The organism is Paenibacillus sp. EC2-1, from assembly GCF_049311625.1.
Lineage (GTDB): Bacteria > Bacillota > Bacilli > Paenibacillales > Paenibacillaceae > Paenibacillus_AQ.
In genome coordinates, this window is the sequence record NZ_CP186006.1 from 3200967 (window position 1) to 3225562 (window position 24596).

The window sequence follows — 24596 nt, forward strand, 5'->3', positions numbered from 1 at the left end:
CTACTTCTTACTCCACTAATTTTGTCGCGATGGCTGCAAGATCAGAGATATCAATTTTTCCATCCTTATTCAGATCTGCAATTTTCGCTTTATCCCAATCTGGACTTGTTGAATCCTTGCCATAATGGGATGCTGCAATTCCAAGGTCACCGATGCTGATCTTGCCGTCACCGTTAAGATCGCCAGAGATGCCCGTATTCTCAGGTGAAACATTGACTGTCAAAGCGGAACCTGTTACTTTCGACTCGACTCCGTTCGCATCTCCTGTCGTTACATCAGATATCCGAATTTCACCAGACTTAGCTTCAAGTAATTGTTTCGCTTTAAAGTTAAGTTCCATCAACTGAACATTACCTGATACCGCATGATCCGCACCCGTGCTAGCAAGAATGAATCGGCTCTGCCCAGATACTGAATCGACTGTTTCTACTAACTGCACACCATCAATTTTGGAGGTTCCAGATACGAAATCCATGATGTCTGTATTGAATTGTACGGTAATATCTTGCGCGAACACAGGATCCTTGATTTGATTCAGGCTCAATTGAACTTTAAAATCCTCACCAGAACGTACTTGATTAGGACCTGTCAACGTTGATGAAGTACCTTGTTCTTCTGTTACAGCTTTGGATTTAATAACTGTACTCAGTTTATTGATACTCGATTGTGTATCTAACGCGATTCCAAAGGTATTTCTAATGTCCAGACTTGTGCTGAATCCTGCTTCGAGAGGATATTCACCTGGAGCAAGCTCCGGGAATTCAGCTTCAAATACATACTCTGTACCTGCTGCATTGGATTTTTTGAGTTCAAAGACCACATCATTTTCACCAATCTTGCCTTTCAAAGTTCGGTTACCATTAAGCATCACATATTGATCAAAAATAGCTTTAATCTGTACTTTATCATTAGCAACATATCCATCTGATTGTACGGATTCAAGTTGAATCGAAGTTAATGAAGGATTCGGCAATTGTCCTTGACGTTGCCATTTGAGATACTCTGTGTTGAATTTAATGAAACTCATCGCTTCACTACCTGTTCCTTCATAGAACAAACCGATTTCTCCATTACCCAGATTCGCTAAACTGGAATACGCATAATGACCTTCCTTAACTAACTGAGAGTACTTCCAGTCAAACTTATACTTCGTTCTGCCATTGGCGTGTTTGCCTTCTTCCTTAATCAGACCAACTTTTACCGTTCCGTTAATTCGACTTGACGAATTACCAGGGCTTGCAAAGATCACGGCTTCGTGTCCGTCAATCTGACCGTCAAAACGAATAGCTGTCATTTGACAGTAAGCTGCTATTAGGTCACGCTCTGTCACCACTTCAGAATCCCAAGTCTCTCCACCATCAAAGCTCGTTGCAATTTGAGCATAACCGGAGTAATTCCGCATGAACATTTTCAATTGTCCATCTGGCATTTCTAATACTTGGGCTTCCGTAATCTCGTTAGCAGAACCATTAAAGGTTCTCTCATCAAGCGTTACTCCATTTACGATTCGACCATGGTTCGGCGACTCTCCACGATGCCATGTTGCTCCATGATCATCGCTATAAATTGTAGCGCTAGCCTGCCTATTATTCTCATTCGTAAAATACACAGGAAATACGAGTCTTCCAGCATGTTCCCCTTTAGTCAATTGAATACCTGTTCCTGGTCCAGCTCCGAGAAACACCATCCAGTCTTCTTTCGTTTCCGGATTTAGATTGACTGGACCTTCCCAAGTTGCTCCCTCGTCATCGCTATGCCACAGCTCAAGATATGAAGTGACAAGTGGCTTAAGCGGTGAATTACTAAGGAAGATGTTCCCGATCTTAACATTGTTGTTGTATAAATTTCTTAAGGAGTCCACTTTATAAGTTGTTTTTACATTTGAACTGTTGTAGACGTCTCCATTCTCGCGAACCGTAAATTCCTGATTACTGGAATCTTTCAGGAGTAAGTATTTTTTTCCGTCAATCGTCTTGTAGCCCGTGCCTCTTTGCGATGTAGGAAATCCACCGCCCTCAGGGAAACCAAGAACCAGAGAGAAGATCCGCTTTGTATCCTTATCCTGTAATAACGCCTGATCAATGTTTGAGGCATTACCAGGGTAGTTATTAATCAAAACTCCGTCATTCTCCCAAGTCTTTCCTTTATCAAAGCTACGTCTTACCAACATATCAATGTTAGCTGGTGAATCACCACCATGATTGATACGCTTGTCGATACCTGCAATGAGTGTTCCCGCCTCTGTGTACAGAAGTGCTGGAATACGGTATGCATTCGATCCATATAGACCTGGATAAAAAACGCTATACGGCTCTGTAATTAATGCATTATCAGGCAAAGGATTTTGAACCGGTGTTTTAGCAGTTACACCGGTGACTGCGATGAGATCCTGATCTGAAAGAGGTTCATTGTATACTTCTGCAAAATCAATCTCACCATTAAACGGATAATTATTCGACCCAGCTTTACGCTCAGTTCTGCCTAGCTCTGCGCGGTTTGGAGCATAGATATTATTTAGAAACTTTTTAGCTGTCGTTGTGTCCTGCTTGACAAGCTTTCCATCGAGGAAGTATTTGTAGCCATCTTCTTTATCCATGACCATTGCAACGGTATGCACTTCATTTTCTTTCACTGTAACATCTGCTTTAACGTGAGTATTTGATGCTGTCTTCCCAGGCTCTTCATATCGATTCTCACTTCCGATCGCAGAAGGTGTAATGTAAAGATGGAAATGTCCATTGGGTAGCGTATTATTGCTCAGTGAGAATAAGGACATGATCGAAGAACCAGTGTAGCGGAAGCGTACAATAATTGTGCCTTCGTCTAATGCTTTAAGCGCGTCTACCTTGTTATCTAGATTCGTAAAATTAGCATTGCGAATTTGTTGATTCTCCGCTCTAAGCACGAGTCTGGAATCAGCTTGTTCCTGTTGTTCTGCCGAATTGGCCATCGCTGTAAATGGCAACATAGCCGCTACCATCATAATGGTAAGAAAAATTGTCGCGAACTTCTTCAAAAAAATACCTCCTTAGTAATAGATCATCATTTTTCGACTAGCTAACATTTACTCTTGTTCTACTATTTTCTTAGCTACCATCGCTAGATCCGCAACATCAATTGCACCACTGCCATCCAGATCAAGATGCTTCACCTTATCCCAGTCCGGGTTGCTAGAATCCATACCATACTTTGCAGCAATAATCGCCAAGTCTCCGACACTCACCTTGCCATCACCATTTACGTCTTCAGATGATCCCGTCTTTGTTTTAATTTGAATCGTTAAGGACACCGGGGTAATAACAGATTCTTCTCCCTGCTCATTACTTAAGATGGCTTGGGTTAACTGGAGATTTCCGCCTTGATCTTGTGCTACATTTGCTGCTTTGAATCCAAGTTCAACGATTTCAGCATCTCCTGTAATTGGATATTGACTACCCAAACTCGCCAAGAAAACTCTTATTTTGCCAGGAGTACTTATCGTTGGTTCGTTGACAACAATTACACCTTCTTGAAGAGAGCGAATGGAATCTGGAATGTATTCCATGACAGCCGGATCATATTCAAACGTCAAGTCCTGTGCATACACCGCACTAGATACACTAGTGACTCCATATTTCACAGTAAAGGATTCCCCCGGTGCGACAATGCTTTTACTCCCAACCAAAGTCGCTGAAGTCCCTGCTTCAGGTGTCTCCGCGTTCACTGCCGGATTCGCCATGAATATCCAGCTCATAATCACAGCCATAAGAGTCACCATTACTCTCTTTTGAACCAATCCCATGCTTCTCATCAATTCTCACCCTCATCTTTTAAATTTTCGTTTTAGGATATCAGCGTGTATTATTGATTCACAATTTGTGTCGCTAGTTGAGCAAGATCCGTAATGTCAATCCTTCCGTCTTTATTCAGATCAGCGCGCTTAACGTACTCCCAATCCGGGCTGAACTGATTCTTACCGTAATTGGTTGCTACGATGGCGAGATCGCCAATGCTCACCTTGCCATCTCCGTTCAGATCGTAAGAGGTGACTCGATCTTGTATTGCAATCTGGGTTGAAGCCGATTTGGCCGAAAATTCATTCCCTTCAGCGTTTCCAAATAACGCACTCTCGATCGCTACATTTGTTGTTGTTTTCCCTTCGCCTTGATTAACTTGAAAGACCAGACTTAGAAGATAAACCACATCACCTTTTACAGCATTCTCCGACCCAGTACTTGCTACGATCAATCGCACTGAATCTGGATCCAACTGTTTCTCCTGTAAAACATTTAGACCAGATGCATATCCAACGCCAATATATTGCATAACATCAGGGTCATAATTAATCACGATATCCTGAGCTGTGAATGCCTGCTCTGCCTCCTTCACACCGAATTCAACCCATATCTTTTCATCCCAATTTGCCGTTTCTGGTCCTCGAAGTATCGTGCGAAAGCCCTCTTCAATCACGCTCTCACCTGGTATTTCTATAGCTACCTCATCTAGAAGAAAACTTCCGGTCGTATTTCCGCTAGGTACTTGAAGTCTAAGTTTAGAAATGGATTTGCTACTTGGCCCTAGACTCCCCGCCCCTACTATGACATTGTCTAAAAAGACGACATAGCGCGAACTATTACGATCGATAACAGCTTCGAGTGTATGCCACCGATTAGATGAATAAGGGGTTTGAGAATCGAAAAAGGTTCCTTGACTTGTATAACTAACCGTACCCAATCCATTCAGACTAAGCTTAAGAATCTCGCCGTCCTGCGCATCTAAATAGTGCAACCCTAGTGGCGTATTACTCTGTCCAGGTTTCACCCTAGCTACAAGTTTCACAGAATCGCTTTGTTCTGGAAATGTCCAGATACTTTTGTTTAGTGAACCTGATTGCGTTAACTGTAAGGCTTTATGGTCTAAAGTTTGTTTAATGACGGGTGGGTTGCTGCCACTCGTCTCCCATCCAGATGGAGACAGACCAACCGTCATGTTCTCGAAATCTTCAGACAGTAGCGTCTTCCACGAAGAAGAAAACAGCTCCGCTTCCACTCGTGACCTAGCTAACACCTTACCTTCAGCATCTTTTAAAGAAACATCGACCGGATAATCCCCCATAGCTTCAACCTTTTTTAGATGCAATTTGAAAACAACGCTAACTCCATTAAACGGTTTTAAACGCTCGATTGTCTTCATTTGAGGGCTAACCAATACATGTTCATATCCATCTGCAGAAATCGTAAGATCTGTAAAATCACCAGCACATGAACTTGTTAATAATGCCCTAATTCGTGTCTCTCCTTCTTTAGTGAAATCTCTTTCGTAATTCGTACTTATTCTAGGTTTACATCCCTCTCCAGAAGAAGCTGGTATTCCATCCCCTCCATACGCCCCGATATTAGGAGGAAAAGTACTCGATACTGGATTACCGAAATAATCCTTCCCCCCGTTACCGTTAATCAAGACTCCTGCGCCTATTGCTGGTGAACCTTCTCTCAAGCGATAGTCATTAGGTTCAAGCGTTCCAGCATTCAAGAACATCGGGTCAATCGTCATCGAATTCGTAGCCCAAGAAGGGATTGAAGAAAGTCCGTGAAGCACATTGCGATCCATCTTGAACTCATTTGAATTGAGGCCCCATCTGACAGTACCCGAACCCTCTTTATAAACAATGTTGTTGAAGAACTCCACATTCTGAATCGGTGAATTGTTCTGTGAATAGACATTAGGGGACAAGCCATCTCCGATATAAATCGTGTTGTTGTAGATTTTTCCATTTACGATTTTACCGCCACAACCATGTAAGAATATTTGCGCACGGTCGTTGATCGAAATATTGTATCTTACGATAAAATCTTTCGTATTCGCTGAATCAGGACAGAAGAGGAAGAATCCCCCTTCATTGTTGTAGGAAAGATTATATTGAAAGGTCACATGATTCGTCGCATGATCAATATCGTAAGCCATTCCATCCAGCGTACTTACACCGCCAGTGGTGCGATTGTATTGAAAAATAATGTTATCAGAGTTAGCTGTCCACATGCCGGCATTGTAAGATTTAGCGCGTACATTGAACCCATCAAGAACATTACGTTCGATAAGACCCCCATCTGTCATCTTGGCTACGATTCCGTCTCCTCCAATGTCAGATAATTGATTGCCCTGAATAAGCACATCCTTATGAGGGTACCAAGCGGCCGTGCAGTCATTCGCCCAACGACTTAAGTCCGGTCTCTTACACCAATTGGACCAGAAATAGATCCCACCGCGATCTACCGCTTCTATCCTATTATTCTTGATTTGAATCCCATGATAAGCAGTCGGTGTTACGGTCCCTTGTGCTTCTACAATAATGCCGCCAGATGCATTTCCAAATTTACCTGAGCTGGAATTCGCTCCACCACCCGTTGTCGAAGGCATTTGACCCCGAACATCATGTATGTACAAATCTCTCAACACAACACCCTTTAGATCTCCTGCATCCACGCCTAGTACATAAATACCGCGCTTCGCTGTACGATTATCACCGGGGGCAAGCAGTTCCAGATCCATTACTTGGACGTGGGCCATGTTCTTCAAAATAATTGCGTTGGTCTGACCATCAGCATTAATAATTGGCAGTTTATTGCCCGAACCATAGGCACCGATTACGATTGGAGCCGCCTCGGATCCTGATCCTTTTGGAGTGAATTGTCCAAGACAAGTAGATCCCCGCTTAAACAAAACAGAATCTCCCGGCTGTAATTGCTTGTTATTGATGGAACTTAGCTTGGAAAATGGACTATTTATAGCTCCGCTTCCTTCAACAGTGGCAGAACAATCAACGTGGTAAGCGGTTACATCAGTTGAATCTATTGGTGCAGCGTCTACTATTGTTGCTCTGCCTCCCATAAGGAGACAACATAATACTACCCCTGCTATAAGCATCCAAGCTTTCTGATTTAGCCCTTGCATTTGAAGTTTCTCCCTTCAATTTACTTGCAAGATAGGAGAGCAGCCGACGAGAAGGCTGCCCCACCTTCAATGCAAGGTTACTCCGTAATTTTCTTAGCAATGATTGCAAGATCGGCAATGTCGATCTTACCATCACCATTCACATCAGCACGCTTCGCTTGTTGCCAATCTGGACTTGATGAATCCTTTCCGTAATGGGAAGCGACAATACCAAGGTCACCGATGCTTACTTTTCCATCTCCGTTGACATCACTGTCTGGGATTGGCGTAGAATTCGGATTCACAGTTACACTAGTTGTTGAAGCTGCCGCCTCTGTTTCTTTCCCTTCCATATCACCAAGGATGGCCTTAGACACTTCAAGTTCTCCCGTTACAGACACGGGATTTTCCTTTCCTATGAAAGTTATCTCTGCGATGTCTGAGTTCTCTGACAAGGCATGATCAGGTCCCTCACTCGCAGCGATCAATCGTACTTTACCAGGCGAAGTTTTAGCCTCCACAAGGGCGATACCATCCTTGATAGATTCCGCAGATACATACTCCAGAACACTTGAATCGTATTCCAGCTCAATATCTAACGCGTATGCCGGATACGGAATGTCTTTCATCCCAAGTGTTACGGAAACAGTCTCGCCTGCACGGATCTCATCCTTATCTGTTATGAGGGTAGTACGAAGCTTCCCTTCTTCACCTGGCTCTTCGATGGCTTCCGCATTTACTCTGAACTCACGTACGATAACCCACTGCGTTTGTGATGCTGTTGAACGGAAACGAATAAATCTTGCTTTTACATCTTCATCAAGAGAGAGTTTAATTTCTGCCTGATTATTCGCCTCAGCTACCGTTCTCCATTCCTTAAAATCACTAGATACCTCAACAACACCTTGACGAATGTAATCATTCGGTTTCGCGGAAGTAGACATGAGTAGGTTAATCGCTTTAATCTTCTGAACGGACTTAAGATCAAGACCTACGTAATCTCCAATAGATGGATTGATATTCGACCAATAGACCGTCTCATCTTTACCATCTACAATGTTGCCAATGTCATTATTCTGGTAGGTACCAAACGTAGTCATTGGCGCTTGCTTCAGTTCTCCGCGATTCAGCTTATAGATCCAAGCCGATTGCCCAAAGCCACTCAGATATCTACGAAGAGAGTAAGAGTTCTGCAGCATGATGCCATCGAAACGATGGGAATATAATAAGGCTTGGGCTTGAAGCTTCGCTTCTCTTACTTTGGTTGCATCATTTCCTAATCTGTAAAACTCCGCTTCCGTATCCGCAATGGCAAAATCTATGTTCCATGCCAATCGTTCAATCATAAATGCCACAGAACTTGCGGTTGGCGCTATTTCTAAAGCAGCAGACAGTAGTGACTTAGACTGCAAGTAGTTATTCCGCGCCTTAGTTACGGCATTTAAGTTGTTATAATCACCTGTTGGTTGATTAAATACAGCTCTGCCCGCTTCCTCAACCAGATTGAAGTATTGAGCCATTTCCCCGGCGGCTATACCGAATCTAGCTTGCACATAATCGCTGATCAGTTCTTGCGGATTTGAGCCCGAATTCCAGGACATCTTCGCTAAGATTAGATGTGTGATTTCAAACGTAATCCAATCTCCTGGCTCTGAGTACGTACCTATTCCATTCATTCCAATCGTTTTATAGTAAGGAAGCTCCTCACCGATTAATTTTGGAAATACAACTGGAAGGGAATGAAATGCATACCTGCGGTAATATTCGTACATGGTAAGATCTCCGTTAAATACGCTACTCCATTTATTGATCAGATTAACCGATGGTTTATTCACCGAAGAATTCGGATCAAATACGGTATCCCGGTAGCTGCGGAAATAGGGAGCGAAGTCAATTAACACGGACTCATCATACATATACTCACTGCTTGGTGGTTGATCATGTGAGGAATACGCAATTGCCTCAATTCGGACACCAGGCAGTTCTTGCTGAACTTTCGCATGAAGCTTATTGACGACATATGCATATGCATTGGCGGAACTGCCGAACTTTGCAATAACGGCAGGTGGCCAGCTTGCGACATCCGGAGGCCATGCATCGAAAATTCCGATTTCAGGACGCTCTCTCAGATAAGAAATAACTTCATTCACATAGGTGTCTACAGCCTCTTCATTCGCGATATTGAATACGTTGTATCCAGAGATGAACCAATCTGGATGAGCTGCACCGTATTTATCCTTACGAAGGAAACTTTCAAACCCATGTCCACCTACCTCAACAATGATATCCCGCTTGCTTAGCTCTGGAATCATATGCTGACGCCAATCATCCCAGCGTGTATTCCCTTCGGCAATATAATCGTAAGGAACCACTAGGGTATTCAATTTGTTCTTCGCCATCCAATCAATTAGTGCAGGTAAATTATCCGATGAATGACTCCAACCTTCTTCAACATACTTTCTTCGAACCTTGAAATCAGGTTCTTGAAGTCCATTGATTAACTCCGAAATGACCACCGTATTAACCTGTGGCACTGATTCTGAGAAATTGTTATAGAACTTGAAATTAGGAGCGAAAAAGTGAACCCCCAAACTCTCAAGCATCTCATACGCAGAATACAAAGTTCCTCGATCATTCTCCCCTGCGAGTACTATGCGATTTCCAGCAGCCTCTGTTACAAATGAATCTTCTTTCGAACCATTAAGCTTGTTGTTAGCCGAACTCAGCCATTCACTAGGGAAGTTCGCATCTTGACTTGTATTCGTATAGTTCTTTGCATCATCCCCAGTGACAACAATCAGGGCACTCGTAAGGTGGTTAAGACCACTACTGTCGCCAGTTGCTATTCCTTTTACGATTGGTACTTTGCTACCCGTCATCTTCTTGAGGTAGCTCTGCAATTCTGAAGCGGCATATTGAGCAACAGTGGAGCTACTGTCCTTACTCCACCAGATTACAGCTGACTCCACACGCTTATTGTTGATCAAAGTTAGCTCACTCTGCTTCGTAACATCAACGTTCGAAGCAGAGGCGCTAACCAAAGGATTCATGGAGAAAGTTTGCAGAACCATGCACAGAATCATGACAGGTACAAGTCGCTTCGTTAATACTTCACGAATCACTTTGTACCCTCCTCATCTCGAAAAAGATTACTGAACGATTTTCTGAGCAATAACTGCTAAATCCATGAGATCGATCTTGCCGTCACCATTCACATCTGCACGCTTCGCTTGCTGCCAATCTGGACTTGATGAATCTTTTCCATAGTGTGCAGCAACAATACCCAGGTCACCAATGCTGACTTTGCCATCGCCGTTAAGATCACCGGATACTCCTGTTTGTTCTGGCTTCACTTCTACAGATACTGTCGCTGGAGCCGCCGTTGTCTCTGTTCCCTCTTCGTCACCTAAGAGTACATCTGACACGCTAATGTTAACGGTTACGGTCTCAGATACTTCTTTTGCCCGGAAGGTCAACTCAGCTATTTGTTGATTTCCGCTAATTCCATGTTCCGCACCTTCACTCGCCATAATTAGACGAAGCTTACCCGGTGTTTTGGTTGACTCTTCTACAATCGCAACACCTTCGATTAGTGATTTAGCGGAAACATAATCCAAGCGATCAGCGTCGTACTGAATCGTGATATCCTGGGCAAACACTTTACCGGAGATATGGTTCACATCATAACGGACAACAAAAGGCTGGCCTGAAGTCACAGATGAATCAGCACTCAATACAGCCTGCACTTGAGCGGTTTCCTGCTGTCCTTGATACACCGTAATTTCAGCTGCAGATGCGAATTCACCAACGCCTTTTACAGCTTCTAGCTTGATATGAGTCGCTTTCACCGGAGTGAAATTCGCTTCTTTCAGCTGCTTGTTTCTCAGCCAGTTCCCGCTTGTCACAAGCGTGTAATTCACACCATCGGTGCTTGTGTACACGTTGTAAGCGGTAATCGTTCCGTTGCCTTCATCCGGACGAGGTAAGTACCCAAGTTTACTAATGGTGTGCTCTCCGCCCAGATTCACTATGATGGACTGCGGAAGTGGATCAACGTTAAACCATTTTGTATGCCAGTGTGTATCTGGATCTCCATCGAGTACAAGACGAGGATCATTTACACCCGCTTCAGAGCTTGTAGCTGTAGCACTCATTTGGCTTTGTGGAATTTCAGTTAGGTTAATTTGACCCGAAACTGTCACCTCACTGGTTGCAGAGAACCCGCCTTCTTCCGTCGTCGCCGTTATCGTTGCTTTGCCCTGTCCTTTTGGTGTAACCATTCCCTTACTGTCAACACTTGCAATACCGGGATCACTACTCACCCACTTTACAGTCTTGTTCCCTGCATTGTCAGGTTCAATTATCGCCGTCAATTGAACCGGTGCGTTAAGCACCTGAAGTGAGAGTGTCTCAGGATTAAGCTTAATGCCAGTAACCTTTTGTCCATCTTCGAGCGGAATACCGAACAGCTTAAATTCCCGAATGGCTGCCTTGGACTCTGCATCAGGTAGTCCGGTAATCGTAATTCTAGCGTATCTACCTTGGCTTCCGAATGAATCCTTGATCGTACCTATTTCCTGATTGTCAGCTCGATTCGTTACCGTGATCCAGTTAGAGCTTGATGTCTCCCGAACTTCAATTTTGTATGAATATGGCTTGTTATTGTGTTCAAAAGAAACCTCGGAAGATTTAATCGAATGCAGCGCACCGAGATCAACCGTCCAGCTATGACCATTGTTTGTATCCGCTGCAGACCAGAATGTGTCCATGTTACCGTCGTTAGCGTGACCTGCTGGATGTGCTTGATCCACACTATCCGCTGTTGCAGACTTACCTTCTGAAATTAATCGAACTTCAGGCGCTGCCTTTGGCGCTTCATAAACATCAAGCTCAGAAGCCGATGCGAAACCTCCAAGTGCAACAACTGCTTCAAGCTTCACGTAGCGGGCGGAAACACTATCAAAAAGGATATATTTCTTCAAGTTGTTTCTAAGCCATGTACCACTTGAAACTTTCGTATAAGTCTCACCATCTGTACTAACGTATAGGTTGTATGAAGTAATAGTACCGTTCCCCGCATCTGTTCTTGGAGCATATCGGAATTGGCTAATATTGCGTACTTTACCTAAATCGAGAATGATGGACTGTGGAAGCTTATCGGACCCATCCCATTTGGTATGCCATACAGAGTTCCGATCTCCATCAATCGCTTTCGCTGCTTCTGATCCAGACTGGAAGCTTTTCGCTGAAGCTGTCATTTCATTCTTAGGAATCGCTGTAGGTGAAGGTTGTGTTAGATCACGATACAGGTTAATCTCTGCAGCGGATACGACACCCTGAACCGATTCTGTAGCTTCTAATTTCACAAAAACAGCTTCTACTGTATCAAAATTGATCGTCTTCACTAGTTTGTCATCGTTCCACTGTCCACTGCTTACGAGATTGAAGTTCGTTCCGTCCATACTCGTATACAGTTTATAAGCCGTGATTGTTCCATCTTTGCCACCGTATTGTCTTGGCATATATTTCAATTTATTCACATACTGCTTGATCCCCAAATCTAATGTGATGCTCTGCGAACCTCCAGCATTTGGAGAGGAGATCCATATGGATTCGTAGCTGCCATCCAGAACATTAGATGCAGGTGAAGCAGGGTCGCTGCTTGATGCTGTAGCAATCATATCTTCTTGTGGGATACGACTTGGATCTGTGTCCTCTTGAGGAAGCTCAATTTTGACTGCATCGATAAGTGGTGTAGTATCTGCCTTGAACCCTGCCACCTTCACCATGAATTCCTGAGTTGTCGAAATGGATGGTGTTTTAATGTACAAGATTCCACCTTTTTCTGATGCAGCATAATACCAGCCACTCGTTGCACTATCCCATGCCGCTTTCGACTGTAACTCTGGATAAGTAGCTTCATCTACATAAACCGCGGACGGCTGATTCGGCATGTGAATCGTGAATTGATTTTTACGGGATTCCAGTTTCCCTTGATAATCGCCTACACTTGCTCCTACTTTGATAACCAAATCTCCAGTTCCTTGTTCTGGAGCGGTAGATGTTATTAACGTTTTTGCAAATTTGCCACTGCGATGTTCTTTCGATGTACCGTCATCTTCATACATCGTAAAGCTTGATGTTTTATAAGGGTAAATATCATAAGTTATTGGATCAGGTGCCACTTGACCGTCGTATAACGAATCAGGGTACATCGGGATAATGGCCCCACCCTTCACGAGAAGAGGCAAACGATCCAGTGGAGCATTGTATTCATCTAACATTTTAGATCCGTAATGTTCTTCACCTGTCCAGTAATCAATCCATTTCCCTTTCGGGAGGTATATTCCATTTCTCATTGTTGTGTCGGTATATACTGGCGCTACCAAGAAGGATTCACCCGACATGAATTGGTACTGCGTCAACGTTCCCTTAGAGTTCGGATCATCTGGATAGGAATAGATCATCCCTCTCACCTGCGGAGCACCGCTTTCATAAGCTTCATTTAAATAGGTATACAAATATGGCGTTAATCGCTGTCTTAGTTTAAGGGCATCACGGTTGTAACTCGTGTATGGTTCCCCCCATACCCACGGCTGTTTATCTTTCGCTGCCCAACCGGACATATTTATCAAGATTGGAGTGAAGATCTTCCATTGCAGGTCGCGCACGTAGGTCTTAGCACTTCCTCCGAAAATCCCATCCACATCACCTGTCGAATATGGCATTCCGGAAAGTCCGGCACCGATCATCGACGGGATATGGAAACGAATATATTCCCAGTTACCGGACTGATCTCCGGACCATACTGTGGAATATCGCTGGGTACCAGCCCAGCCGCCTACGGACCAGACATAACCTCTACTATCTGAATTATTCTCTATCCCCGTATAAGCCTGCTTACTTGCGTCCAAGGCAAAATCATAACCTGGGCCTACCCAAGCCACATCGAGTTTGGCTAATCGAGTACCATCTACACCAACTTCCTGTGCAATTTTATCTACACCATTTTGAGTCCATAACCCGGTATAGAAACCTTCCTTATGTAGCTCATCAACCGTGTATTTCAGGTCCTGATAACCACAACCGTATCCGTCATTCGGTAAGATCCAGGCACCTGGCATATCATGCTCTCGATATTTTTTTGCGATAAGGTTAATGACATCAGATGTCTTTTCAGGAGCTCGGTTATAACAATCCGCATCACCAAGTCCCATACCCCAACGAGGAATTAAGGACGGCTTACCTGTAAGGTCAGTATAAGCATTCAAAATTTCTTTCATGGTGTTGCCGTAGAAGTAATAAGCATCAAACCGATTCTCATTGTGAGTCAGCTTGACCGTGGAATCAAAATCATAAGTACCACTTTGAAACGTGTTGCGAAGCACCCCATAACCCGCTGTGCTCAAATAGAATGGTGCTGGATTGGATACCGTGCCGCTTCCCCAATCCCCATAGTTGTTAGCAATGGCAATTTTGCGATCACGATGGTTAAAGAATCCATTCTGCATACCGCCGCCGTAGAAATATTCATCCTCACCACGGACAAGCTGTTGAGAAGATGATTGTCCGTTATAGTTCAAGCCAGCGGCTTCTTCCCACACTACCGTTTTGTTGTCACTTTGGTACATAGCGAACTTCAACGGATTTTTGTAGGCTCTTAGTACGAATTTGCCAGTTTCCATCTTGTAATACGTACCTTCGTCAGACCACTTCACATTAACGGGTCCGAAATCATCTTTAATAACGATAGGTTCCTTCGGCTTTTCCGAAGTTTTCCCTGACAATTCCTTGAATTGCCCGTTTACGCCAAGCCAAATCCGAAACATATCTTCCCTTTGAAAAATAACTTTGATTTTGTCTGAGCCGGAAGTGATTTCAAACGTTTTATCGTCTTTTTTGACGAATTCGGAAATATTGCCCACGGTAGCCCCGTGTGCGATTTCAGGACGCAAGATGAACCCCGTAAGAATAAAGATCATCAATGCAAACACCCACATACCAAATCGATTAATAGTGGTCGTCAATCATTTCCCTCCATTCAGCTTGCTTCATAAACTAAAAACAGCCATCCCCAACATTTTTTCTGATATGTTTCTGCTGATGATCACCTCCTTAAGCTTTAAAAAAAGAAAGCGGTAAGACAAGATACAGCCACTTCACTGTATTAAAATCCAAGTCTTACCGCTCTAATTCAGTCTGTTGTTAATTTACATGTTCTATTGCAGTATTTTTTGTGCGATAAATGCAAGGTCGCTAATATCTACCTTACCGTCTTTGTTCACATCCGCTTTCTTGAACTTGTTCCAATCGGAATCCGCTGATGTTTTTCCGTAAGCTGCCGCAGCAATGGACAAGTCACCGATCGAGAATTTACCATCCCCGTTCAGATCACCGATCTCTCCGGAAGGTTTAATAACAGATTCTAGGAATGTGTTGAGAGCATTCGTCAGTTCAAGAATCGATTGATCTACTTCGGATTGTTCAGCACCGCTGTTATCAGCTACACTTTGGGCTTTAAGAATCGCAGCCTGAAGTACTGCTTTAGAACCAACTGGATACTGACCTTCCTCAGTTCCTTCTACCGCTGCATCCAGTTTCGTCTGAGCATTGGCAATGAGACTGATCAGTGCTTCTTTATTAACGGTTTCACCTTTCTTGATCCGTATCTGATGTGAACCGCCAGATAACTCTTTCTCCTCACCCAGACTATTAGCAATCTGAAGTTTAGCAAGTGTAATCGTTGCCGTTTCCTCTTTCTCAGCTGCACTTGCACTGAAACGAAGTTTTAATGTATCTCCTTTGGCCTGACTGCCATTCGGGTTCGCAAGAATAATGCGAACTTGACCAGAAGATTGTAATTCATTGACAATCATCGTATCCTTGTCTGCTGCTTCAGCCGATATATACTCGAGCTGACTAGGATCGTAAGTGAAAGTCAAGTCTTGTGCAAAAGCCTCTTGTGGTGTGTTACCCATGCTGTAGATCAGATCAAAAGTCTTCCCAGCTGTAACTTCCTCTGGTCCTGAAAGATGAGAATCTGGTTCTTGAACTTCACCTTTGATCAACTTGGCATCCGCCCAATCACCATGGTCTTCGGAGTTGCTGTCGCCGTTGTCGTTCACTACAAGTTTGAGTTCCTTCACACCCGTAACATCTAAACTAACCTCTTTAGCTGGAGTAGCTGCCCGCATTAGACCACTATCAAAAGCTTTCTCGCCGTCAAGGAATACCTGGAACACAATCGTATTTTTACCTGCAGCGGTACTGCTGACTTCTTGGTCAACACCAACGAAAGTCTGGAATGTTTTAAAGTTTTGCCCTGTTAAATCATAAATCACTTCCGAATTAGCGTGTGTACCAATACCCTTCTCATAAGTTACTGCTCCTGTAGCACCTCTTAAACGGATCGGGTTACCTTCCACACTCTTATCCTTTTGTACGGTCATCCAACCTGTGGTTGCACTTTTCCAGTCCATATCACTAAGATAGTAATCCACCACATTAAACTTAATTTCATACGTTTGCGTTGTCTTTCCATCGGCAGACGTAGCCGTAATAATCGTTGTTCCAGTCAAGTCTTTAGCAGGCTTAATATCAATAATGACACTTTCACCTGCAGCTACAGCTGTAACAACCGGTACTTTCGTGGTGCCACGAAGTACATTGTAGGTGTAGTTAGACTTCTCCGGATCAAATCCCGTTAAAGGTTTTCCATCTACTTTAATCGCTCCAACCAGATGGACTGTTGAGACTGCTTTACTCAAGCTCATGAGATCTGTTGTATTCGATGGAATCGGTCTAAGAGTATAACTGTAGTTGTAAGTCTTATTAGCTAGAAGCATATACGGAGCGTGAGGTTTGGCTCCCCAGCTGTTGTCTCCTCCGAGACCCATCTGTTTATAATTCAATCTAAGTGTAATATCTTCACGATATGGCACTTCATGTGGATGTTTAGGACCATCTAGATCCTCTGGTGTATGATGCAGTGCATTGGCTTCAATCGTTGGACTACCGATAGCCATAAGCCCCGAACCATCATTATTTGTCAGAGCGACCCAACGAACGTCCGTCTTATTCCCCATTTCTGAAGGTTCAATATATGGGAAAAACTGATCTTTAACTGTCCCACTATACAGACCCACATCTGCGCCTGAATTACGATCTTGATAGTTCTCGATTGGACCGCGTCCATACCATGTCATCTGTTCGAACTGTCCAGGAATGGTCATCATATTCCCTACTTCAGGAATTTCTGGCAGGCTTGATGATCCTGGCTTAAGCTCACTAGATACCTTAACATCACCATTTCCAAAAATCGTAAATGAAGTTTTGTATGAAGATACGGTGGATGTAGGTAGCGTTTCTTCTACATCAATTCGTACCGTCTTCTCACCAATTTTTGTTACTTGAACCTTGTTCACAGTTCTATTCTTACCGGCATTCTTCCAGGTTGCCACTCTTGATGGGTGGCCATTTCCCTTATCGTTGTCGATTGGAGCTCTCCAGAAGTTCGGAACCGGACCATTCTTAATCAGTTCTGTTCCGTCATAACGGAAGGATTCAAGCGTACCTGTTGATTTATTAAATACAATTTCCATGTCTTCTGCTGATGCAGTGACGCGTTGATCATTCTCTTCCACTGTCAGATCAGGCATTTTGGAAAGATCCAGCGCAGGAGCACTCTCTTCATTCACAGGCAATTTGAATTGCTGTTTCGCAATTTCATGCCCCTTCTTCGCCCATAACTTATCTTGTTTTAATTTGAAGCTGATATTAATCCAGTACTCTACCCCTGGCTTCGCTGTAGGCATCTTGTAAGGAAGCGTAATTTGTTTGGTAGCAAGACCAGACGTATCAAGGACTGCTGCATCAATGACTCCTTGCTCAATCACCTGATTATCGGCTTTCACTTCCCACGTTGCGTCATATTCGTTAAGATTCGTAAATAAAAACTCATTTTTTAGTTCAATTTTGCCTGTAGTTAAGTCAACCGCTTTTACTTGAATGTCTTGATATACCTGCTTCACTTCCCACAGTTCAGGCTGAACAATGCGGTCAGCAGTAATCAATCCATTCGCCATGAAATTACCATCGTTCGGGGAATCTCCAAAATCTCCACCATAAGCGAGGTACTCGGTGGATTCGATCGGCTCCGATTTGGCATCCGCCGGATTAAAGTCCATCCATAGCACGGTATTACTATCTGGTGTGCGTGCATTGTCATTCAGTTCATCTAAAGTTAGTCCCTTGTTATAGACACGAACTTTATCGAACATCATGTTTGAAGTTCTTCCTAATTGAGCGTCTTTACCAATTGTCAGAGGATATGAACTAGCAGCAATATTTCCTGTAAATGCTTTCGTTGCAGCGATCTTTCCATCCACATAAAGTTTCAGATCCGTACCATTGTAAGAACCAGCTACATGATGCCAATTATTAAGCCAGTTGGTAGGTAGATCTGCAGAAACGGATGTCCATACACCGCTTCGGTAAACAAAGAATTCCAGCTTGTTATTCCCGTTCATCTTCAGCGCAAACTGCGTATCACCTTTGGCAATAATAGGACTATTTGCAATATTGGCAAGTGGCTTAACCCATGCTTCTACAGTTAAAGGTCCTGTAAGGTTATACTTTGAATCATTCGGCAACGTCACCGATGGAGCCGCGTTGTTGTTCGGCTTCAATACACCCGTTACATCCCCATCATTAGAAGCAACAACTCCTGTATAATTCGCTTCAAAACTCTGATTAGCATCCGTTAAGTAGGTTCGTTCAGATGGTGTTTTCACACGCACGGCCTGATCTACCCAATCCCAAATATGTCCACCTTGCAAGTTCGGGTACTTACGGATTACATCCCAATATTCTTGCAGATTACCTACGCTGTTACCCATAGCGTGAGCATATTCACACAAGATATAAGGACGAGGGTCACTGCTCTTAGCATAGGTCTCTACAGTTGTAACGGACGAATACATATGGCTCACCATATCCGTTACTCTCACATCGTTATATCCTTCATAGTGAATTGGCCGAGTCGGATCCAGACTACGAATGTATTCCGACTGTACGATAAAGTTAGATCCCGATCCAGATTCATTCCCAAGTGACCAGATGAGAACAGATGGATGATTCTTATCGCGCTCTACCAGACTTGCAGATCGATCTTTGACATTCTCTGTCCATTCTGGTTTATTCGTTGGAACTGAGTTCCAAACTCCATGCGTCTCTAGGTTCACTTCATTTAAAACGTAAATGCCATAACGGTTAGCAAGGTCATACCAGAACGGATGATTCGGATAGTGAGACGTACGTACGGAATTCACGTTAAACTGTTTCATCAATTCAATATCTTTAATCATGAGATCTAGATCCAGCGTTCGTCCCGTATCTGGACTTGTTTCATGACGGTTTACACCTTTTAGCAAAATTGGCTTACCATTCAGCTTCATTTGCTGCTTACCACTTCCATCGTCCGCAACCTCAACTTCAAACTCACGGAAACCGACTTTTGTTCCAGCAGCTTCGATTACACGCCCACTTGCGTCTTTCAGACTGAAGACAAGTGTATACAGATTCGGGGATTCTGCTGACCACTTCAATGGATTCGTTACTTGTTTCGATCCACTGACTTCGATCTCAGACTTTCCAGTCACTTTGGCATCCATCGTAATTGGAGCTTGAAACACCGGTTGATCGTTCGCATCATACAGCATAGCTTCAACGGTATGATTATCTGGTGCTGAATCGACTAAATTTCGAACATCTACCTTTACATTCAGGGAAGCATCTTTATACTGAGCATCCAAATCGGTGACTACTGTAAAATCACGGATCTGCACCGATGGAGTGCTATAAAGGAATACATCTCTAATAATTCCGCTGAGACGGAGGAAATCTTGATCCTCTAGCCAGCTGCCATCTGACCAGCGATAAACTTCAACGGATAGCTTGTTTTCGCCAGTCTTCAAATAAGGGGTAATATTAAAGTCTTTGGCTGTGAAGCTATCTTCGCTGTAACCGACTTTCTGACCATTTACCCATACATAAAAAGCACTTTCTACTCCTTGAAAGGAAAGGAATACCTGCCTGCCATCCCAATCGCTAGGAATTGTGAATGTACGCTGATATGAGCCGACAGGATTGTATTCTGTTGGTGCAAATGGCGGTTGTACATTGGTACTATTGCCATTCCCCCAGAAAGGATAAGTTACGTTCGTATAAATCGGAAAGTCATAACCTTGCAGCTGCCAATCCCCAGGGACTTTAATCTCATCCCAAGCACTTGTATCAAAATTATCTTTATAAAAGTCGACAGGTCTTGAAGCAGGATTCTTCGCCATATTAAATTTCCATTGTCCATTTAAGGATTGATAATAAGGTGAAGGGTTCTCTAGCATAGCCGATATCATATCCGCGCCTTTCAGCGCGGAATTGACATCACCATAGGGGATAAATGAAGCATGTGGAGCTTCCCGGTTAACTTGAAAAACTTCAGGATTATTATTCCATTCCGGATAATCTGCTGAGACGGCTGCATTCACTTTTAATCCGGAAAAACTGGAGGAAATCATCGATATGAGTAATAAGCACAGCATAGCTCGCCTTAATTTCATATTCTTATTCACCGTCCACTTCATTTTTTTGTAAGTTAATACAACCTTTATTCAATGACGATATCTTTGGCTATAAGCACCAGATCTGTCAGATCGATCTTGCCGTCACCGTTGATGTCAGCACGTTTCGCTGTATTCCAATCTGGGTCTGAAGATGTTTTGCCATAGTTAGCAGCAACAATTGCAAGATCACCGATGCTGACTTTACCATCACCATTCAGATCTGTGGAAGGTTCAGGATTCGTTGTTGTTGTAAACTCCACTTGTACATTAGAAGGGAGTGCACTGGTTTCCTGTCCTTCACCGTCACCAAGTATTGCTTGCTTTACAGCAATCTGTCCTGTTTTAGGTTCTGTCAGATCCTTAGCTTTAAAGGTAATATCAACAAGATCGACATTTCCTTTAATTTCTTTTCCAGAACCTTGGCTAGCCAAAATCAAACGTACGATACCTTCCGTACTCTTCGACTCTAGAATATCAACGCCATCCACTAACGATTTAGCGGATACAAAATCCATGAGGGAGGAATCGTATTCAATGATGACATCCTGTGCATACACAGCATCAGAAACCTGGCTAAGAGCTAACCTTACGTCAAAATTCTGTCCAGTTTGAACAGTCTGCGGAGCAGTTAAACGAGTTGCAGCCTCCCCTGGAACATCCGAAACCACGGTTAGCTTGCTTACTGCTTTATGCCCACCAGATACGGTTGTAGCGGTAATATCAGCTGTACCTGCTTTAATAGCAGTAATGATAGCTATCCCGTCTTTAACTTGAACCGTAGCTACAGCCTCATCACTGCTGGACCAATTCACTTGTTTATTCGTAGCATTAGCAGGTTGTAGTGAAGCGGTCAGCGCTGCGGTTTCACCTGGTTTCAGCGAAATCTCCGCCTTATCCAGCTCGATACCGGTTACCGCCACCTCAGGAACGTTATTGCTGTACACAAAGTCATCAAACACGGTGACTGAAGGACCGAATACTCTCGCGCCCATTTTCCCCGCTTCTGTCGGCAATTGAGCAATGGCACCTTCGTAATAAGTGGTGCCATTGACGATCAAAGTCACATGCTTCCCTTCAAACTTCACTTTCACGGTCGCTGTTTCGCCCTTTTTCAATTTCGCGCCTTGTGCATTTGACAATAAGCCATAGGTATCTTGAGCGTTAACCCAGTACCAAGCACCTTGATCAAAGCCCACAGATGCCCAAGCGTTATTATTGATATAGCGGAACAGAACTCCTGATCGAATCGCATCTGTCTGCGGAGTAATCTTAAACTCAATTTCTCCATCACCAATCATAGGAGACTGGCTATCGACAAACAGATTGTTTACACTATTAGACGTGAATTTAACAGCATGTTCACCTGCTTTGTCAGGTGCTTCTACAAGTTCCATCTTTCCGACACCCTTACCAATGACATGCTCCCAGCCATCCAGTGAATTATTCTCAAAGTTAGCTGTGTATCTCACTGGCTCTGGAACCTCTACTGGATCATCTGGATTAGGTGCGTAGACTTCAAACTCATACATGGAGTAACCATACGTTCCAGCTCGCTTCGTACCTAGCATTCGAACGTATCTAGCTTTTTCGGTTGGGAATTTAATGATTTCTACTCCCCCGACTCCAGCGTTGGTGGAATAAACATCTCGCCAGTTTTCTGCATTATCTGATACTTGAACTTTGTAGCCTTTGGCATAAGCGCTTTCCCATTTGAAGATGACTTTGCTTATGTCCTTACTCTCGCCAAGATCAACATAGATCCACTCGTTGTCTGTATATTTAGACGACCAACGAGAAGCACCTGAATCAATTTCATCCACAACAAGATTTGCTGGGAATTGAGGCACTTCTACAGAAGATGCTACTGCCGTTTTGTGAGCAGCCAAGTTGATGGTCCAATCTGGTGATCCTGCCTCCTCCGCAATTTCTTTCCCTGAAAGGGTGCGATTGAAGACCTTAACCTCATCGAGCAGTCCCTTAAATGATTTCGACTTGCTGCCAACAACCGCTGTATGAAGATATGTTGTTTCTGAAACGGAACCTTTTAGCTCCCCATCAATGAATAGAGAGGTTCCACTTAGATCTCCTTTGAACGCAACATGTACCCAGCGCCCGACCGGAATCGCAGTTTTAAAGCTGAAATCGTAACCTTCACGGCTAAATCCTGCATTCGGGGTGCCTTTTTGCTTCAGTTTAAGAGCACCATAAGCGGATTCCATCAATATCATCTCATCAGCCTGTTGCTCATCGAGCTTAACCCAAGCTGAGACAGTCCACGGAAGACCTTTAACCTTCAGAGGTGTCTCGATGTGATCCGTAACGCTTCCGAATCTCACCGCTTTCCCTGTTTTACCTCCATCAACATAAGTAGTGCCATTACTCTTTGTTCCATCGTAAGCATTGCCCGACTGATCAGCAGTTGTCTCCGCTGCATCCTCAAATGGATAATGCACAACGACATCAGAAGCAGATTCAACTTCCTGCAAAAGATTTGTTCCTGGCCCTTCTCCTAATTTTGCGAACAATTGTTTGAACTCGGCATACGTGCCGTCTGTGGATTTTCCTCTCCACATCTTTTCAGCCAGAACAGGCATAGCCTGCTTTATGCGGTCGTGAGCATCGGCTTCACTCACTTTTTGGCCCATCATATCGTTCCATGCACCGAACATACCGCCAAGCAGATTCGGTTCACCTTCCTGAAGCCGAACATTACCTCCGAAGTGTGTAGGGTCCCAGTTGTTATACAACCACTCGGAATTCAGATAATCATAGTAATATCCAGCCTTCGGCACGATGTACAACAAGCCATCCACCGTATTAATGATTTTAAAGCCGTCTTTCACGGATTTGACCGGATCTTGCCATCCGTTATTCCAAGCGTTTACTGCAATATCCTTATCTACTGCTGTCGATCCAGGGAATGCAGATAAACTGCCCCACATTCTTGCTTTTTTCCCCTTACTCTTAAAATGTTCATTCATCGTGTTCAGGAATTGTCGATAATCCTCAAATGTGGATGGATCATTCGGTGCGAATTCATCTCCACCAAAATGAAAAATTTCCGAATCAAACCAATTCCCATCTAGATATTCATCCCATACATCCTTGATAAAATCGATCGTTTCTGGACGAGTAATATCGAGATGATCAACAGGTAAATTCTCTTTTACAAGATCAGGTCTGATCTTCGTAAAAGAGAGAGCATGACTCGGTGTATCGATCTCAGGGGTTATGTTAAGCCCTCTGATTTTTGCGATATCCTGTAAATCACGCATATCCTGTTTCGTATAGTGTCCATCCTTTGCCGTTAATTCTGGGTACTTGGTACTTTCTAAGCGGAAAGCTGTGTATTTGTTCCAATGTTCACGGCTATTGTCTTTAAAGATTTCGTTATCATTCAGATGAAGCTGAAAATCATTCATTTTGTAATAGGACATGAATTTCGCGTAATCCTTCAGGAAATCAATCGTAAAGAATTTACGCCCTACATCGAGCATAAAGCCACGCTCACCGTACTTAGGAAAGTCTTTAGCTACTCCTTTTACAATGCTGGACTTCTCAGGGTCCTGCTCCAAAATTTGAAGGGCTGTTCTAGTTCCATAGAACACACCAGTCTCGGTGTTTGCATGGATTTTTACGTAATCTCCAACTTCAAAGAAATAGCCTTCCTTACCAATTGACTCATCCTCCGTCTTATCAATCGTTAGCAGGAAGTCGCCTTTGGAAGCGGATTTTGAAAGAACAATCGGAAGATCAAAGCCTGTTACTTCTTTCAGATCCTCCTGAAAGGCCTCTGCGGCAGCAGGGAGCTTGCATGAACAGACACTTGTAGGGATCACAATTTTGGAATTCGGTGTTAGCTTGAAAGAACCGCTTCCACCAGTCCACTCCTGCAAGCTAGGTATTACTTTTGGTTTAGCATTTTCTGATTCTGAAGCGGCTGCGGTTTGAAATGGAATGGAATATAGCAGCAGACAAAATACTGAAAAGGCATAAGCCCATCTCTTCATCCTTTTTCCCCCAGATTTTCAATTATTCGTACACTTTAAAAAAGCCAGGTACATC

Annotated in this window: 8 protein-coding genes; all 8 read right to left on the reverse strand. The window is 43.5% G+C overall.

What is annotated here, in order from left to right; all coding sequences use genetic code 11:
- Positions 1–7: 7 nt before the first annotated feature.
- The 8 genes from ACK8P5_RS14945 to ACK8P5_RS14980 all read right to left on the reverse strand — a co-directional run bounded on the left by ACK8P5_RS14945 (position 8) and on the right by ACK8P5_RS14980 (position 24541).
- Positions 8–3016 carry a sialidase domain-containing protein gene (locus ACK8P5_RS14945; RefSeq protein WP_422657063.1) on the reverse strand — a complete coding sequence of 1003 codons (3009 nt, stop codon included), beginning with the start codon at positions 3014–3016 and terminating at the stop codon, positions 8–10.
- A 48-nt stretch (positions 3017–3064) separates the two neighbouring features.
- Positions 3065–3718 (reverse strand): cohesin domain-containing protein, encoded by a 654-nt coding sequence (locus ACK8P5_RS14950; protein ID WP_422657064.1) that lies wholly within the window; start codon positions 3716–3718, stop codon positions 3065–3067.
- A complete protein-coding gene (locus ACK8P5_RS14955) occupies positions 3684–3806 on the reverse strand; it encodes a hypothetical protein (RefSeq protein WP_422657065.1) in 123 nt (40 codons plus the stop codon). Before ACK8P5_RS14955 ends, ACK8P5_RS14950 begins: the two co-directional genes overlap by 35 nt.
- 34 nt (positions 3807–3840) lie before the next feature.
- On the reverse strand, positions 3841–6930 hold the full coding sequence (locus tag ACK8P5_RS14960) for a dockerin type I domain-containing protein (protein WP_422657066.1): 3090 nt from the start codon (positions 6928–6930) through the stop codon (positions 3841–3843).
- Between the two features lie 77 nt (positions 6931–7007).
- A complete protein-coding gene (locus tag ACK8P5_RS14965; RefSeq protein ID WP_422657067.1) occupies positions 7008–10031 on the reverse strand; it encodes a DUF4838 domain-containing protein in 3024 nt (1007 codons plus the stop codon).
- A gap of 27 nt (positions 10032–10058) precedes the next feature.
- On the reverse strand, positions 10059–14936 hold the full coding sequence (locus ACK8P5_RS14970) for a discoidin domain-containing protein (RefSeq protein WP_422657068.1): 4878 nt from the start codon (positions 14934–14936) through the stop codon (positions 10059–10061).
- A gap of 192 nt (positions 14937–15128) precedes the next feature.
- Entirely contained in the window at positions 15129–20510 is a 5382-nt protein-coding gene (locus tag ACK8P5_RS14975; RefSeq protein WP_422657069.1) for a glycoside hydrolase family 2 TIM barrel-domain containing protein, read from the reverse strand.
- A gap of 65 nt (positions 20511–20575) precedes the next feature.
- Positions 20576–24541 (reverse strand): family 20 glycosylhydrolase, encoded by a 3966-nt coding sequence (locus tag ACK8P5_RS14980; RefSeq protein ID WP_422657070.1) that lies wholly within the window; start codon positions 24539–24541, stop codon positions 20576–20578.
- Positions 24542–24596 lie beyond the last annotated feature (55 nt).

Excerpts from the sequence above, each read along its gene's own strand:
- ACK8P5_RS14980 (WP_422657070.1), bottom strand. The coding sequence starts at position 24,541 with ATGAAGAGATGGGCTTATGCCTTTTCAGTATTTTGTCTGCTGCTATAT.
- ACK8P5_RS14975 (WP_422657069.1), bottom strand. The coding sequence starts at position 20,510 with ATGCTGTGCTTATTACTCATATCGATGATTTCCTCCAGTTTTTCCGGA.
- ACK8P5_RS14960 (WP_422657066.1), bottom strand. The coding sequence starts at position 6,930 with ATGCAAGGGCTAAATCAGAAAGCTTGGATGCTTATAGCAGGGGTAGTA.
- ACK8P5_RS14955 (WP_422657065.1), bottom strand. The coding sequence starts at position 3,806 with ATGAGGGTGAGAATTGATGAGAAGCATGGGATTGGTTCAAAAGAGAGT.
- ACK8P5_RS14950 (WP_422657064.1), bottom strand. The coding sequence starts at position 3,718 with ATGGCGAATCCGGCAGTGAACGCGGAGACACCTGAAGCAGGGACTTCA.